Source organism: Methylobacterium fujisawaense (assembly GCF_014138435.1).
Taxonomy (GTDB): domain Bacteria; phylum Pseudomonadota; class Alphaproteobacteria; order Rhizobiales; family Beijerinckiaceae; genus Methylobacterium; species Methylobacterium fujisawaense.
On the sequence record NZ_JACJIM010000003.1, the window covers coordinates 561,625 to 575,931 of the forward strand.

Genomic DNA, 14,307 nt, shown 5'->3' on the forward strand with positions numbered 1-14,307 from the left:
TCCGCTTAGACCGGCCGCGGACCGGCCGCGCGGTGCCGAGCCTCGTCGCGATCGTCGTCGCCCACGACAGCGCCGCGGTGCTGCCCGGCTGCCTCGCCGCGCTCGCCGGTCAGCACGTCCCGGCGATCGTGGTCGACAATGCCAGCCGCGACGCCTCCGCGGCGGTCGCGGAAGCCGCCGGCGCGCAGGTGATCCGCAACGCCCGCAACGAGGGTTACGGCCGCGCCAACAACAGGGGCGTCCGGGCCGCCGAGACGGCGGAGCACATCCTGATCGTCAACCCGGACGTGGTCCTGCGTCCGGGGGCGGTGGATGCCCTGCTGGAGGCCGCCCGGATGTGGCCCGATGCAGGCCTTCTGGCCCCGCGCCTCGTCGAATCCGATGGGCGCTTCTTCTTCCAGGCACGCTCGCTGCTGGCGCCCTATCTCGCCAATCCCGGCGGCCGGCCTGCGCTGCCCCAGGGCGATGCCTGCGCACCGTTCCTCTCCGGGGCCTGCCTGATGATGCCGCGCGCCCTGTTCCTCGATCTCGGCGGCTTCGACGAGAACATCTTCCTGTTCTACGAGGACGATGATCTCTGCCGGCGCGTCGCCGATCGCGGCCGAGCGCTGATCCACGTCCACGGTGCCGAAGCGCTGCACGGTCGCGGCCGGTCCTCGGCGCCGGAGCCGAGCCGCGTGTTCCGATCGCGCTGGCATCAGGCCTGGTCGCGCGCCTATGTCAGCCGCAAGTACGGCCTTCCCGACCCGAGCCGCGCCACCCTGATGACCAACGTCCCGAAGGCGCTGCTGTCGGCGCTGGTTCTGCGCCGGTCGGGCTTGGAGCGCTATGGCGGCTCGGCCGCGGGCGCCCTCGCCTTCCTGCGCGGCCGCGACGCCCTGGCCCAAGAGGGCCTGACCGAATGAGCGCCTCGACGATCGCGGCCGCACTCGAAGCCCAGCGCAACGGCTTCACCGGCCTGCGGCTGATGCTGGCCCTGGCGGTCGTCGTGTCCCACGCGTTCAGCGTCGCGACCGGCGCGGCCGGCGACGAGCCTCTCGCCCGTCTGACCGGCTACACGCTCGGGGAGCACGCGGTGAACGGCTTCTTCGCCGTGTCGGGTTTCCTCGTCACCATGAGCTGCGACCGCCGCGGCATCCGCGACTACGCCATCGCCCGGACGCTGCGGATCCTGCCGGGACTCGTGGCGGCGACGCTGGTCGTATCGCTGGGGCTCGGCGCGGCCATGACCCGCCTGCCCGTCTCCGCGTATCTGGGCGACCCCGGCCTGTGGTCGTTCATCCGTGGGACGCTGACGACCTTCAAGAGCAACGCCGCCCTCCCCGGCGTCTTCGAGAGCAACCCGTACCGGGCGCCCCTCGGAACGGTCTGGACGCTGAAATACGAGGTGCTGTGCTATCTCGGCGTTCTCGTCGCCGCCCTGTGCGGTCTGCTCCGGCGGCGCTGGTCGGCCCTGATCATTGTCGTGGGCCTGGCGCTGGCGCTGGTCGTCATGGGCGCCCTGCGGGGCCTCGACCTGCCCAAGGGCACCGAGACGGCACTGCGCCTGCCGATGATCTTCGCGGCCGGGGCCGGGCTCTATCTGTGGCGCGCCCGCCTGCGGGTCTCGGCCGCCGCCCTCGCCTGCCTGGCCTTCGGCGCGTTCGTCCTCGCGCGGACACCGGCCTATCCGGCCCTGCTGTTCCTGGCCGAGGCTTACGGCGTGGTCTGGCTCGCCCTCGGCCCGTTGGCGCGTGGACCGTTCGATCCGCCGGCCGACCTGTCCTACGGGATCTATCTCTACGGCTGGCCGATCCAGCAGAGCCTGCATGCCCTGTGGCCGGACGTCTCGGGAGCCGCATTGCTGGCCCCCGCCCTCGCCCTGACCGTACCGGTCGCCGCCGTGTCCTGGTACGGAATCGAGCGGCCGGCCCTGGCGCTCAAGGTGCGGGCGCTGGGGCGGCGTCGCCTCGGCACGATCGAGCCCGCCGGATCGTGAGCGCCGACGGGCCGCTCTCGCCGCTGAAGGCGCTGGCCCTCGCGGCGCGGATGCTGGAGGCCAACGGCTTCACGGTCGTCGCCCGGAACGAACGCGGCGACAGCCTGTATCTGAAGCGGCCCGATGGCCCGTGGCACCTGCGCGTGTCGAACCACCCGCGCACCGCCAAGCAACGGTCCCGCCGCACCGATATTCTCGCAAGCCTCATCATCGACGGACCGCGCTCCCCGGAGCGACTTCGGATTCTCGTCGCAGAGGCCGTGCGCAACTTCCAGGGCGCTCTTGCCAGGAAGGGCGATCAGGCCTCCGCGAACGGGTCTCGGAAATAAGGCTCCACCGTACCCTTCAGCTTCACGGTCATCGGGTTGCCGGCCCGGTCGAGGGTCTTGCCGGCCGAGAGCCGGACCCAGCCCTCGCTCACGCAATATTCCTCGACGTTGGTCTTCTCGACCCCTTTGAATCGGACACCGACTCCGCGCTCCAGCGCCTTCTCGTCGTAGAACGGGCTGTTGGGGTTGGCGGCGAGGCGGTCGGGAGGCGTGTCGGTCATCGTCCAGGTCTCGGGTCGTCGTCGATTTGGGCCCCGCCGGTACGGGAATCCGCGCTGACGCGCAACGCCGCGAGCAGATCCGCGATCCGGCCGCTCTGCAGCAGCGGCACCAGCCGGGTGACCGTGTCGTGCGGCCGATCCCACCACGCCGCCGCCACGAGCGCCGCCACCGTGGCCGCGTCGAACCGGTGCCGCACCACCCGGGCCGGGTTGCCCGCCACGATGGCGTAGGGCGGGACGTCGCGCGTCACGACGGCCCTTGCCGCCACCACGGCCCCGTGCCCGACCGTGACGCCGGACAGGATCATGCAGCCGGACCCGAGCCAGACATCGTGCCCGATCACCACGTCGCCCCGGGAGGCATGGTAATCCTCGGGCGCCCGGGCATCCGGGAACAGCCCGCGCATGGCGGCAAATGGATAGGTCGACGCCCAGTCGAGCCGGTGGTCGCCGCCGAGAAGGATCTCGACCTTGTCGGCGATGGAACAATACCGGCCGATCGTCAGCCGCCGCCCGCTCTCCGGGAAGCGGACTTTTGGACGCCCATACGAATAGGCGCCTATGGAGAAGCCGTAGGTCCTCGCCAGTTTGGCGAGGTGGAGCCGCGTCTCGTTGTGCGGGTTGCGCCCCCTGCGCAGCCGGTGCAACAGACCGGTCAAGACGCGAGCCCGTGCGAGGCGCGACCGCGTCGTCCTCGGTGAAAAAGGTGAGCGGGAGCGTGGGCGATGGCCGATAACATGTCCGAGGACCTCAAGGCCGGGGCGCTCGTCTACCACCGCCTGCCCAAGCCCGGGAAGCTGGAGATCCAGGCAACCAAGCCGCTGGGCAACCAGCGCGACCTCGCCCTGGCCTATTCCCCGGGCGTCGCCGCCGCCTGCATGGCGATTCACGACGATCCCCAGGAGGCCGCGACCCTCACGATCCGCCAGAACCTCGTGGCGGTGCTCTCCAACGGCACGGCCGTGCTGGGCCTGGGCGATATCGGTCCGCTCGCCTCGAAGCCCGTGATGGAGGGCAAGGCCGTCCTGTTCAAGAAATTCGCCGGCATCGACGTCTTCGACATCGAGGTCGACCAGAAGGACGTGTCCAAGCTCGTCGATGTGGTCTGTGCCCTTGAGCCGACCTTCGGCGGCATCAACCTCGAGGACATCAAGGCTCCCGAGTGCTTCGAGGTCGAGGAGCAGTGCCGGGCCCGGATGAACATCCCGGTCTTCCACGACGACCAGCACGGCACGGCGATCATCGTGGCGGCCGCCGTCCTCAACGGCCTGGAACTCGCCGGCAAGAACCTGTCGGACGTCCGGATCGTCACCTCCGGCGCGGGCGCGGCGGCCCTGGCCTGCCTGAACCTGCTCGTCTCGCTCGGCGCGACCCGCGAGAACATCACGGTCACCGACATTAAGGGCGTGGTCTACAAGGGACGCCCGGAGCTGATGGACCGCTGGAAGGACATCTACGCCCAGGAGACCGACAAGCGGACGCTCGCCGAGGTGATCCCGGGTGCCGACGTGTTCATCGGCCTCTCGGCCGGGGGCGTGCTGAAGCCCGAATACCTGAAGGAGATGGCCGAGAAGCCGCTGATCATGGCGCTCGCCAATCCCTATCCGGAAATCATGCCGGATCTGGCCGAGAAAGAGCGGCCGGACGCGATGATCTGCACCGGCCGGTCGGATTTCCCGAACCAGGTCAACAACGTCCTCTGCTTCCCCTACATCTTCCGCGGCGCGCTGGATGTCGGCGCCCACAAGATCAACGAGGAGATGAAGAAGGCCGCCGTGAAGGCGATCGCGGGTCTGGCCCACGAGACCACCTCCGATGTGGTCGCCCGCGCCTATGGCGGCGAGGCCCGGCCGTTCGGGCCGAAATCCCTGATCCCCAGCCCCTTCGACCCGCGGCTGATCCTGCGCATCGCCCCGGCGGTCGCCAAGGCGGCCATGGATTCGGGCGTGGCCGGCCGGCCGCTCGCGGATTTCGATGCCTATGTCGACAGCCTCGACCGGTTCGTGCACCGGTCGGGCCTGATCATGAAGCCGCTCTTCTCGAAGGCGAAGGTCGAGCCCAAGCGCGTGATCTACGCCGAGGGCGAGGACGAGCGGGTGCTCCGCGCCGTCCAGGCGATCGTCGAGGACAAGGTCGCGCGGCCGATCCTGGTCGGCCGTCCGCGGGTGGTCGAGACCCGGCTGAAGCGCTTCGGCCTGTCGATCGAGCACGGCCGCGACTTCGAGCTGATCGATCCCGAGGACGATCCCCGCTACCGCGCCTACGTGCAGACCTATCTCGAGGTCGCGGGCCGGCGCGGCATCACGCCGGACGCGGCCCGCACGCTGGTGCGCACCAACAACACCGTGATCGGCGCCATCGCGGTGCGCCGGGGCGAGGCCGACGCACTGATCTGCGGCCTGGAGGGCCGGTTCGAGACCCGGCTGCGCATCATCCGCGATGTGATCGGGCTCGCGCCGGGCGTGGAGCAATGCGCGGCGATGAGCCTCGTGGTGACCCATAACGGCGCCTACTTCCTGGCCGACACCCATGTCCGCCAGAATCCCACCGCCGAGGAGATCGCCGACGTGGCGCAGGCCTGCGCCAGCCATGTCAGCCGCTTCGGGATGACCCCGAAGATCGCGCTCCTGAGCCATTCCGATTTCGGCCAGTCGGATTCTCCCTCCGCGATGAAGATGCGCGACGCCCTCGCGCTCCTGCAGCGGCGCGACCCGGAGCTTCAGGTCGACGGCGAGATGCAGGCGGATTCGGCGCTGAGCGAGATGGTCCGGGAGCGCGTGCTTCCAGGGTCGCGGCTGAAGGGCGCGGCCAATGTGCTGATCTTCCCGAATCTCGACGCGGCCAACATCGCGTTCCAATTCGCCAAGGTGCTGGCGGATGCCCTGCCGGTCGGCCCCCTGCTGATCGGGCCGGCCAAGCCCGCCCACATCCTGACGCCCTCGGTGACCGCGCGCGGCATCGTCAACGTCACGGCTGCGGCCGTCGTCGAGGCTCAGGCGGACGAGGCCGTTTCGGCCAGGGTCGAAGAGAGCGGCGTCGGCATGATCTCCGAATGAGGAACGCCGGTCGACGGCCGCGAGCGTGGCCGTCGATTTGCTTATTGCTCCCGCGGTTACGAAACCATCGGGAGAAGACGCTATGTGCGCGGGCGACGATCCAACCTGCCACGCCTTCGAGGAGCATCGCCGCCGGTTCCGGCGGGATCTGGAACCGGAACGGCGCGCGTTCCTGAAGAGCAGCTTCGCGGCGACCGGCGCCGCCGCGGCCTTCGCGGCCGGCGGCCCCTCGCTGGTGAGCCCGGCCCTGGCACAGGCGAGTGGGGCCAAGATCGCCGCCACCGCGCATTATCACCTGCCGGCGAATGCCGAGACCGTCCATTGGGGCTTCTTCAGCCGCAGCCTCAAGCCGAAGGTCGAGATCGGCTCAGGGGACTTCGTCACCATCGAGACGCTCACCCATCAGGCGAGCGACGATGCCGAGCGGATGATCCAGGGCGATCCGGGCGCCGAGAGCGTCTATCTCTGGACCAAGGATAAGATGGGCGTCTCGCCCCGTGGTGCCGGCGCCCTCGACGCGAAGATCGGCCCCGGCGGCGGTCAGGGCGTTCATATCTGCACCGGCCCGGTGGCGATGCGCGGCGCCGAGCCCGGCGACGTGTTGGAAGTGCGGATCCTCGACGTGGCGCCCCGCCCCTGCGCCAATCCCAAATACAAGGGTCTCGCCTTCGGCAGCAACGCGGCAGCCTGGTGGGGCTATCATTACAACGACCTGATCACCGGCGATAAACCGCGCGAGGTCGTCACGATCTACGAGGTCGACGCCACCGGCGAGCGCGACTGGGCCCGGGCGGTCTACAGCTTCCGCTGGCCCGGGGTCACCGATCCGTTCGGCGTCTCCCACCCGACCATCGACTACCCCGGCCTGCCGGTCGATCATTCCAAGACGCAGAAGACCTACGAGGTTCTCAAGGGCATCCGGGTACCGATCCGTCCGCACTTCGGCACCATGGGCGTCGCGCCGGCCGAGGCCGACCGGGTCAACACGATCCCGCCGAGCTATACCGGCGGCAACATCGACAATTGGCGGATCGGCAAGGGCGCGACGCTGTACTTTCCTGTGGCGGTGCCGGGCGCCCTGTTCTCAGTGGGGGACCCCCATGCCAGCCAGGGCGATTCCGAATTGTGCGGCACCGCGATCGAGTGCTCGCTCACCGGCACCTTTCAGTTCATCCTGCACAAGAAGGCCGACCTGCCCGGAACGCCGCTCGAAGCGCTCGATTTCCCGATGATCGAAACCCGGGAAGACTGGGTGCTGTCGGGCTTCAGCTACCCGAACTACCTGCGCGATCTCGGCCCGGACGCACAGACTGCGATCTTTCAGAAATCCTCCATCGACCTCGCCATGCGCGACGCCTTCCGGAAGATGCGCCAGTTCCTGATGCACGCGAAGGGGCTCACCGAGGACGAGGCCATCTCGCTGATGTCGGTGGCGGTCGATTTCGGGATCACGCAGGTCGTGGACGGCAATTGGGGCGTCCACGCCGTGGTCAAGAAGGCGATCTTCTCCGATCGGGTCGCCTGAGATGCGGCGACGCCCCGATCACGGACGGCGTCGCGCTTCTCCAGGTCATCTCCGGGCGATCATGCGCGCGGAGAGGCCGATGTCGATCGAGCCTGCGCAGGGAAACCGGCTCATGCGGCCTTCGCGGTTCCGGCCATGGTCATCAGACCGGTGATGACCCGATAAGTCTCGGACCATGCCTGTCGGATCTCCGGCGTGAAGTCCGAGCCCAGACCCTGTTCCAGGGTCCACAGCAGCGCGGCGCCGACGGGCTCGTAATGAGCCTGCAGGGCGCCGTAGCCGACGTGCCGATCCCCGAGGTCGCGCACCGTCGCGACCAAAGCTTCCGGCTTATCCAGGTTCGCCACCGTCAGGGCCAGCATGGCCATCAGCTTCCGCTTCTGCGCGCTCATATCGTTCGGGAAGAGCGAGCGGACCTGGGGGGCGGTCTCGAAGAGGCGCCCGTAGAACAAGTCCGAGGCGGTGTCGCCCAGCGATTGCACCTTCGCGAAGCTGTCCTGCACCAGCCTGACCTGCGCGGCCGAAACGGCGTAGGACACGCGGACGCTGGCCAGGAATCGTCCGACCTCGGCGGTCAGGTGCTCGGACTGATTCGACAGGACGGAGGCCGCATCGAGAACCTGACTCGCGGCCTGTCCGGTGCTCTCCGCCGCCTGAGCGACGCCGGTGATATTGCTGGTGACCTCCCCGGTTCCGACGGCGGCTTGCCCGACGTTGCGCACGATCTCCTGGGTCGCCGCGCCCTGCTCTTCCACGGCCGCCGCGATCGAGGTCGCCACGCCGTTGATCTCTTGGATCCGGGCGGTAATCGCCCCGATGGCTTCGACCGCCTGACCGGTGGACGCCTGGACCGCCGCGATCTGGCCGGAGATTTCCGCCGTGGCCTTGGCCGTCTGCTCAGCCAGTGCCTTGACCTCGGAGGCCACGACCGCGAAGCCCCGACCGGCGGTGCCGGCGCGGGCGGCCTCGATCGTGGCGTTGAGGGCCAGCAGATTGGTCTGCTCGGCGATCGATGAGATGAGCCCCACGACGTCGCCGATTTTGTCCACGGCGCTGCTCAACTCTCGCACGCGCGCCGCGGTCCGATCGGCCTCGGCCGCAGCCACCTGCGCGAGCTCCGCCGAACCATCGGCCTGACGCCCGATCTCCTGCACGGATGCACCCAGTTCCTCGGCGGCGACCGCGACGGTGTTGACGTTCTTGGACGCCCGCTCGGCGGCGGCCGCGACCGTTGCCGATTGTCCGGCCGTCTGCGTGGCGGTCGCGGTCATCGTCTGCGCCGTCACCTGCAGTGCGGAGGCTGACGTCCCGACCTGGCCGATCATGCCGCCGACCGCCTGCTCGAAGCGCTGGGCCATCTGGCGCAGGCTCTCCCGCCGCTGGTCATCGGCATCCAGGCGCGCCCGCTCGGCCTCGACCTCCAATTCGCGGGTGCGGGTCAGGTTGTCCCGGAACGCTTGCACGGCCGCCATGATCGGGGCGAACTCGTTCCGATACGCAGCCACGGGAAGATCGACCGTCGTTTCGCCGGCAGTCAGCGACCGCATCGCGCCGGCGACGATCCGGAGTGGCCGCAGCACGCCGCCGACCAGGGCAATGAGTCCCAGGACGACGAGCAGCGCGGCCGCCAGGAGGGCCGCAGCATTGCGCAGAACACCGTGGCGCGCCAAGTCCGAAAGGGTCTCGGCGCGGGCGACCATCTCGTCCAGGGCCGAATCGGCGAGATTGACGATGGTCATCTGCTCGGTGGTGTTCCGTCGCCGCACTTGCTGGAACGTGTAGGGCGCGGGCCGCTGCTGGCTCAGGGCATCGAAGATCGTTTTGGCCCCGGCGGCGGCCTCCCCCTCGAAATTGTTGTGCTTGGCCTTCTCGAACGCCGCGCGCGCGGTCTCCGACAGGTCGGCGGCAGCCTCGCTCGTGTTCAGCCAGGCCGTCCGGACCTGAGCCCGCTCCTCGGCCGCGGCCACCGTCTCGGGAAGCGACCAGGAGGTTCCGGCGGCCAACGATGTCTGGACCCGCAGGGCGACGTTCCCGATCGCGACGCGAGTCGTCCAGGCGGACCGCTTGAGGACGAGATAGCGCTGCAGAATCGCGTCGGATCGCGGGATCGCCGCATCCACGGCGTCCGTGGTCGCCGTCAGCGCGTCGAGAAGTTCCTGAAAGGCGGTGAGGACCATTGGCAGCAGCGTGGGGTCTCGCTGCGCCTTCGGGACACGCAGGGCGGCATCCACGCGGGGACGGAGCGCGTTCACGGCCTCCTGAGCCGCATGGAGACGGTTGAGCGTTGCAGTCACGGCGGGCACGTTCTGGTCCCGCAGCAGGTCCAGGACGACCTTGAGGTTTGTGATCATCGCCTCGCGGTTCGTGGCGATGGCGGCGAGGCTGTCACTGTCGGCGACGTCCTCACCGCCGAGGGTAAGAGAGGAGCCCCGTTCGAGCCGTACTGGAAGAATCGTCTTGAGCAGGTGCCGGCTCGCGCGGGACAGACTGACGGCTTCCCGGGCCTGCTGCGCCGTCAGGTGTGCAGAGACCAGATTATCTCCCGAATAGCCCAGAAGCATAACGGCCATTACAATTATGATCGTGAGCATTATTGCTCTAATTGAAAATATGCCGAGCAAATTCATGCTGATTTATTCCAAGATCGTTCTGGAAGAAATTTATTCCAGCCTCTTAGCGGAAGAATCTGCCGATTGCACGCGCTAAAAATGAATCATTCTTGGTTTGACGAGGTCGTGTCGATAATTACGACTGTTGTTAAGCGGGCTTATGAGTAATTCTGGCCCATTCGAAATTGAAAACGAAAAAATGAAATCTCAAGAGATGCGATATCTAGCGAAATGCTTCGCTGTGTCGTGCTCGTTCTAAGGGGGAATGCCCATCGCGTCCGAGAACCGGCGTGCGCCGGTCTGCCTGTCTTCGGAACTGCTGCCTGCGAGGCCTGGGTCGCGGTGAGGCGTATCGCGCGTTCGCGACGAGGGCGCGCAGGAACGCGACGCGCCGCATTCCCGAAGGCGAAGAATCCGCCACGTGGCTCACCCGACCTGCGGCGGCGGACTCGTACGTGCGCTGTCGCTCCGTCCGGTCCCGGCCTGGATCAGATCAGAAGGATCCGCCCGTAATCTCGACGCGCCCGTCGAGGCCGATGATGCGTCCGAGACCGCGAACGCGGTTCAACAGGCGGTCGCCGCTCAAGGCCTCCCAGGCATGGGGCAGCCGCAGCACCACGCGGCCGTCTTCGACGGCCAGCGGGGCCCGCCCGAGGGCGCCATCCATGCCGGCGGAGATCGGGAAGGCGACGCGGAGCAACGCGCCCAGCAGACGGGCCCGCTCGAACAGGCGCGGACCGGCCACACTCCGGAGCATCGGGTTCGCCTTTTCCGGGGCGAGCCCGGTATGCCGCAGCGATACCGCCAGGGCGAGATAGGCCCGCCCCGGATGGTCGACACCGACGAACGCTGCGTTCTGGATCACCGCGATGCTCTGCTCGTCGCGATAATCGGGATGTGCCCGCCAGCCGACATCCGACAGCAGGCAGCCCGCATGGCGCAGACGGCGCTCGTCGGCGGTCTCGTGACCGTCGAGGGTCGCGACGAACTGGTCCGTCCAGGCGATCAACTCTTCCCCGTGGCGGGGCGAGCGCGCCCGGAGAACATTGAACTCCGACGCCGAGGCCAGAAGCGGGTCGAGCAGCCGGGTGTCGCGGTCGAGCTGCTCGAACAGCAGGCCCTCGCGGACCCCCGATGCCGAGATCGCCACCTCCCGCGGGCGTCCGACCCGGATGATCTCCTCCAACACGACGGCGCCGTAGGCGAGCAGCGGGCGCCGTGCTTCCGAGATCGCGTCGACGTCCTGCAGCAGCGCCACATCCGTCTGCTCGACGACCTGCAGGAAACTCAGCTCGTCGCTCGGCTCTACCGCGTAGCCATGCATCACGTGGACGGGATAGCCGCGGGCCGCCTGGTGAAGCCGCGCGATCGCCCGCCACGTGCCGCCGACCGCGTAGAAGGTCCGCCCGCGCAGGGTCTCGAGCTGCGGCGCGGCCTTGCGCATATACTCGCGGACGATCTTGGATGCTTTCTTGAGCGAGCCGCCGGACAGATCCTGGAGGGCAAGGCCGCCGAGGGGCATGGTCACCCCTTGACCGACCACGGTCCCGCGAACGTCCACGAGTTCGAGGGAGCCGCCGCCCATGTCGCCCACGACCCCGTTCGGCGCGTGGAAGCCCGAGACGACGCCGAGCGCCGACAATTCTGCCTCGCGCCGTCCGGAGAGCAGCTGGATCTCCTGGCCGCAGGCCGCCTCCGCGGCGCGCAGGAAATCCGGACCGTTCTCGGCGTCCCGGGCCGCCGCCGTGGCGAGCACGAACACTTGGCCCACGCGCATCGTCTCGCACAGCACCCGAAACCGCGCGAGGGCGGCGAGCGCCCGGGTCACCGCCTCCTCGTTCAGCCGACCGGTCGTCAGGACGTTGCGGCCCAGACCGCACAGCACTTTCTCGTTGTAGAGCGGCGTCGGTGCCCGCGTCAGGCCGTCATAGGCGACGAGCCGCACCGAATTGGAGCCGATATCGATGATTGCCACCGGCTGATGCGCGGCGCTGCCGATCGTCTCCGCATCATGCGCGAGGGTGAGGTTGGCACGAGGGCTGCCCAAGCGTCCGAGTCCTTCATGAGCCCGGTGCGCCTGCCGGCGCGCCGTGCGGGAGGTTTAGCCCAGTGTCGCTGCGCGGCGAAACTCAGCTGCGCTGCGCGCGCCGGCTCAGGGCGCGCGGGCTCGACTTCTTCGAGGCCTTCCCGCGTCCCGAGAGGCTGGGGTTGGTCATGAAGTACTTGTGGGCATTGAACGGCTCCTCGCCATCGGCCGGCTGGATCCGCTCGCAGCCGCCCGAAGCCAGCAGGCGCCAGCTCTGACGGTTGTCGAGCAGGTTGGCCAGCATGATCTGATCGAGCACCTGCTGATGCACCGTCGGATTGGTGATCGGCAGCAGCGCCTCCACGCGGCGGTCGAGGTTCCGGCTCATCAGGTCGGCGGAGGAGATGTAGACCGTGGCCTTCGGGTGCGGCAGCCCGACGCCGTTGCCGAAGGCGTAGATGCGCCCGTGCTCCAGAAAGCGCCCGACGATCGACTTCACCCGGATCGTCTCCGACAGGCCCGGGATGCCGGGCCGCAGGCAGCAGATGCCGCGGACCACGCAGTCGATCTGAACCCCGGCTTCCGAGGCGTCGTAGAGCGCGTCGATGATCTGGCTGTCGACCAGCGAGTTGCACTTGATCCAGATCGCCGCCGGGCGACCCGCCTTCGCATGGGCGACCTCCGCGTCGATGTGCTCGAGGAGGCGATTCTTCAGCGTCAATGGCGAGACCGCCATCCGCTCCAGCTCCGCGGGCTCGGCGTAGCCGGTGATGAAGTTGAAGATGCGCGACACGTCCCGCGCGATGGCGGGGTCCGCCGTGAAGAAGGACAGGTCCGTGTAGACCCGTGCGGTGATCGGGTGGTAGTTGCCGGTGCCCACGTGGCAGTAGGTGACCAGCTTGTCGCCCTCCCGACGGACCACCAGCGACAGCTTGGCGTGGGTCTTCAGCTCCACGAAGCCGAAGACCACCTGCGCGCCGGCCTTCTCAAGGTTGCGCGCCCAGCGAATATTCGCTTCCTCGTCGAAGCGCGCCTTCAGTTCCACCAGCGCGGTGACGGACTTGCCCAGCTCCGCGGCTTCGGCGAGCGCCGCGACGATCGGCGAGTTGGACGAGGTCCGGTAGAGCGTCTGCTTGATCGCGACCACGTTCGGGTCACGGGCGGCCTGCGCGAGGAACTGCACCACCGAATCGAAGGATTCGTAGGGGTGGTGGACGATGAAATCCTTCTGTCGGATCGCCGCGAAGACATCGCCGCCGCTCTCGCGGATGCGCTCCGGGAATCGGGGATTGTAGGGCTTGAACTTCAGGTCCGGCCGGTCGATCCCGACCACCTGGGACAGCTCGTTCAGGGCGAGCATGCCCTCCACGATGAAGATCGCGTCCGCGGCGATCTCCAGCTCGTCGGCGACGAAGCTGCGCAGATCCTCCGACATGCCCGCCTCGACCTCGAGCCGGATCACGACGCCCCGGCGCCGCTGCTTCAGGGCCGTCTCGAAATGCAGGACGAGGTCCTCCGCCTCCTCCTCGATTTCCAGATCGGAGTCGCGGACGACGCGGAATGCGCCGCTGCCCTTGACGAGGTAGCCCGGGAAGAGCCGCCCGGTGAACATCCCGATCACCTGCTCGATCGTGATCAGCCGCGCCGCGGTCTCGCTGTCGCTCACCGGCAGGCGCACGAAGCGGTCGATCACGCCGGGCAGGCGGATGAGGGCGCGCAGCAGCCGGCCGTCTTTGGGACGCACCAGCATCAGCGCGATGGTGGTGCCGAGATTCGGGATGAACGGGAACGGGTGGGCCGGATCGATCGCGAGCGGCGTCAGGACCGGGAAGACGTGGTTGAGGAAATACTCCTCCAGCCACGCCGCCTGATCGGCCGAGAGGGCGGCGGGCTCGACGATGTCGATGTCGGCGGCGTGCAGCTCCGCGCGCAGTTCACGCCAGCGGGCCTGCTGGTCGGCGGCGAGGCGCGAGACCTCCACGCCGATCCGGGCCAGCTGCTCGGACGGCGACAGGCCGTCCTGCGACGGGACCGTGATCCCGGCCCGCACCTGATCGATCAGGCCGGCCACGCGGACCATGAAGAACTCGTCGAGGTTGTTGGCCGAGATCGACAGGAAGCGGAGGCGCTCCAGCAGCGGATGATTCGGGTTCGACGCCTCCTCCAGAACGCGCCGGTTGAACTGCAGCCAGGACAGCTCGCGGTTCACGAAGCGCTCCGGCGAGTGGCGGAGGGACCGACCGGCCTCCAGCACCGGCTCGCGGGCCGCGCCGGCAACGGGCTCCGCCGGAGCCGCGGCTGCCGGCCACTCGTCACTGGCGTCGGCGGCGGCTGCCGGAGCGGCCCCGGCGGCGATCGAGTCGGTCTGCGTGCGCCGGGTCGCGGGCGCGCGCCGCGTCGTCGGATTGGCCGCCGCGCGCCGACGGGGCTCGGCTGCCTCGTCGGCGGCGTCGCGGTCCACGGGCTTCTGCGTCGATTCCATCCCCGATCCCTGTCTCTACGCGTCGCTCCTCGCGGCGGCGGAGCGTGTATCACCCTAGACCGGCGGCCTTCACGACAGTTT

At 68.6% G+C, this 14,307-nt stretch carries 10 protein-coding genes; 5 read left to right on the forward strand and 5 right to left on the reverse strand.

The window, feature by feature from the left end; all coding sequences use genetic code 11:
• The first annotated feature begins 32 nt into the window (after positions 1-32).
• Genes GGQ91_RS11790 through GGQ91_RS11800 form a run of 3 tightly spaced genes read left to right on the forward strand, consistent with a single transcriptional unit; the run spans position 33 to position 2,307 of the window.
• Complete coding sequence (locus GGQ91_RS11790) at positions 33-905, forward strand: glycosyltransferase (RefSeq protein WP_182591998.1); 873 nt, start codon at positions 33-35, stop codon at positions 903-905.
• Positions 902-1,978 (forward strand): acyltransferase family protein, encoded by a 1,077-nt coding sequence (locus GGQ91_RS11795; protein WP_043755604.1) that lies wholly within the window; start codon positions 902-904, stop codon positions 1,976-1,978. The genes GGQ91_RS11790 and GGQ91_RS11795 overlap by 4 nt, the downstream gene beginning before the upstream one ends.
• Positions 1,975-2,307 carry a type II toxin-antitoxin system HicA family toxin gene (locus GGQ91_RS11800; RefSeq protein ID WP_182591999.1) on the forward strand — a complete coding sequence of 111 codons (333 nt, stop codon included), beginning with the start codon at positions 1,975-1,977 and terminating at the stop codon, positions 2,305-2,307. The genes GGQ91_RS11795 and GGQ91_RS11800 overlap by 4 nt, the downstream gene beginning before the upstream one ends.
• On the opposite strand, the gene GGQ91_RS11805 is transcribed toward GGQ91_RS11800, so the two are convergent.
• Positions 2,277-2,528 carry a DUF3297 family protein gene (locus tag GGQ91_RS11805; protein ID WP_182592000.1) on the reverse strand — a complete coding sequence of 84 codons (252 nt, stop codon included), beginning with the start codon at positions 2,526-2,528 and terminating at the stop codon, positions 2,277-2,279. The genes GGQ91_RS11800 and GGQ91_RS11805 overlap by 31 nt on opposite strands.
• Positions 2,525-3,175 (reverse strand): CatB-related O-acetyltransferase, encoded by a 651-nt coding sequence (locus GGQ91_RS11810; RefSeq protein WP_051044887.1) that lies wholly within the window; start codon positions 3,173-3,175, stop codon positions 2,525-2,527. The genes GGQ91_RS11805 and GGQ91_RS11810 overlap by 4 nt, the downstream gene beginning before the upstream one ends.
• 78 nt (positions 3,176-3,253) lie before the next feature.
• On the opposite strand from GGQ91_RS11810, the gene GGQ91_RS11815 reads away from it, so the two are divergent.
• Both GGQ91_RS11815 and GGQ91_RS11820 read left to right on the forward strand, forming a co-directional pair.
• Positions 3,254-5,584, forward strand: a complete 2,331-nt coding sequence (locus GGQ91_RS11815) for an NADP-dependent malic enzyme (protein ID WP_043383701.1) — start codon at positions 3,254-3,256, stop codon at positions 5,582-5,584.
• 82 nt (positions 5,585-5,666) lie between these two features.
• Positions 5,667-7,109, forward strand: a complete 1,443-nt coding sequence (locus GGQ91_RS11820; protein ID WP_043350875.1) for an acetamidase/formamidase family protein — start codon at positions 5,667-5,669, stop codon at positions 7,107-7,109.
• A gap of 110 nt (positions 7,110-7,219) precedes the next feature.
• Here GGQ91_RS11820 and GGQ91_RS11825 read toward each other — a convergent pair whose 3' ends face one another.
• The 3 genes from GGQ91_RS11825 to GGQ91_RS11835 form a co-directional block, all read right to left on the reverse strand.
• Positions 7,220-9,679 carry a methyl-accepting chemotaxis protein gene (locus GGQ91_RS11825; RefSeq protein WP_251982304.1) on the reverse strand — a complete coding sequence of 820 codons (2,460 nt, stop codon included), beginning with the start codon at positions 9,677-9,679 and terminating at the stop codon, positions 7,220-7,222.
• 532 nt (positions 9,680-10,211) lie between these two features.
• Positions 10,212-11,765, reverse strand: coding sequence for an exopolyphosphatase (gene ppx / locus GGQ91_RS11830; protein WP_043383698.1), 1,554 nt, complete (start codon positions 11,763-11,765; stop codon positions 10,212-10,214).
• A gap of 82 nt (positions 11,766-11,847) precedes the next feature.
• Entirely contained in the window at positions 11,848-14,226 is a 2,379-nt protein-coding gene (locus tag GGQ91_RS11835; RefSeq protein WP_043383697.1) for an RNA degradosome polyphosphate kinase, read from the reverse strand.
• Between the last annotated feature and the right edge of the window lie 81 nt (positions 14,227-14,307).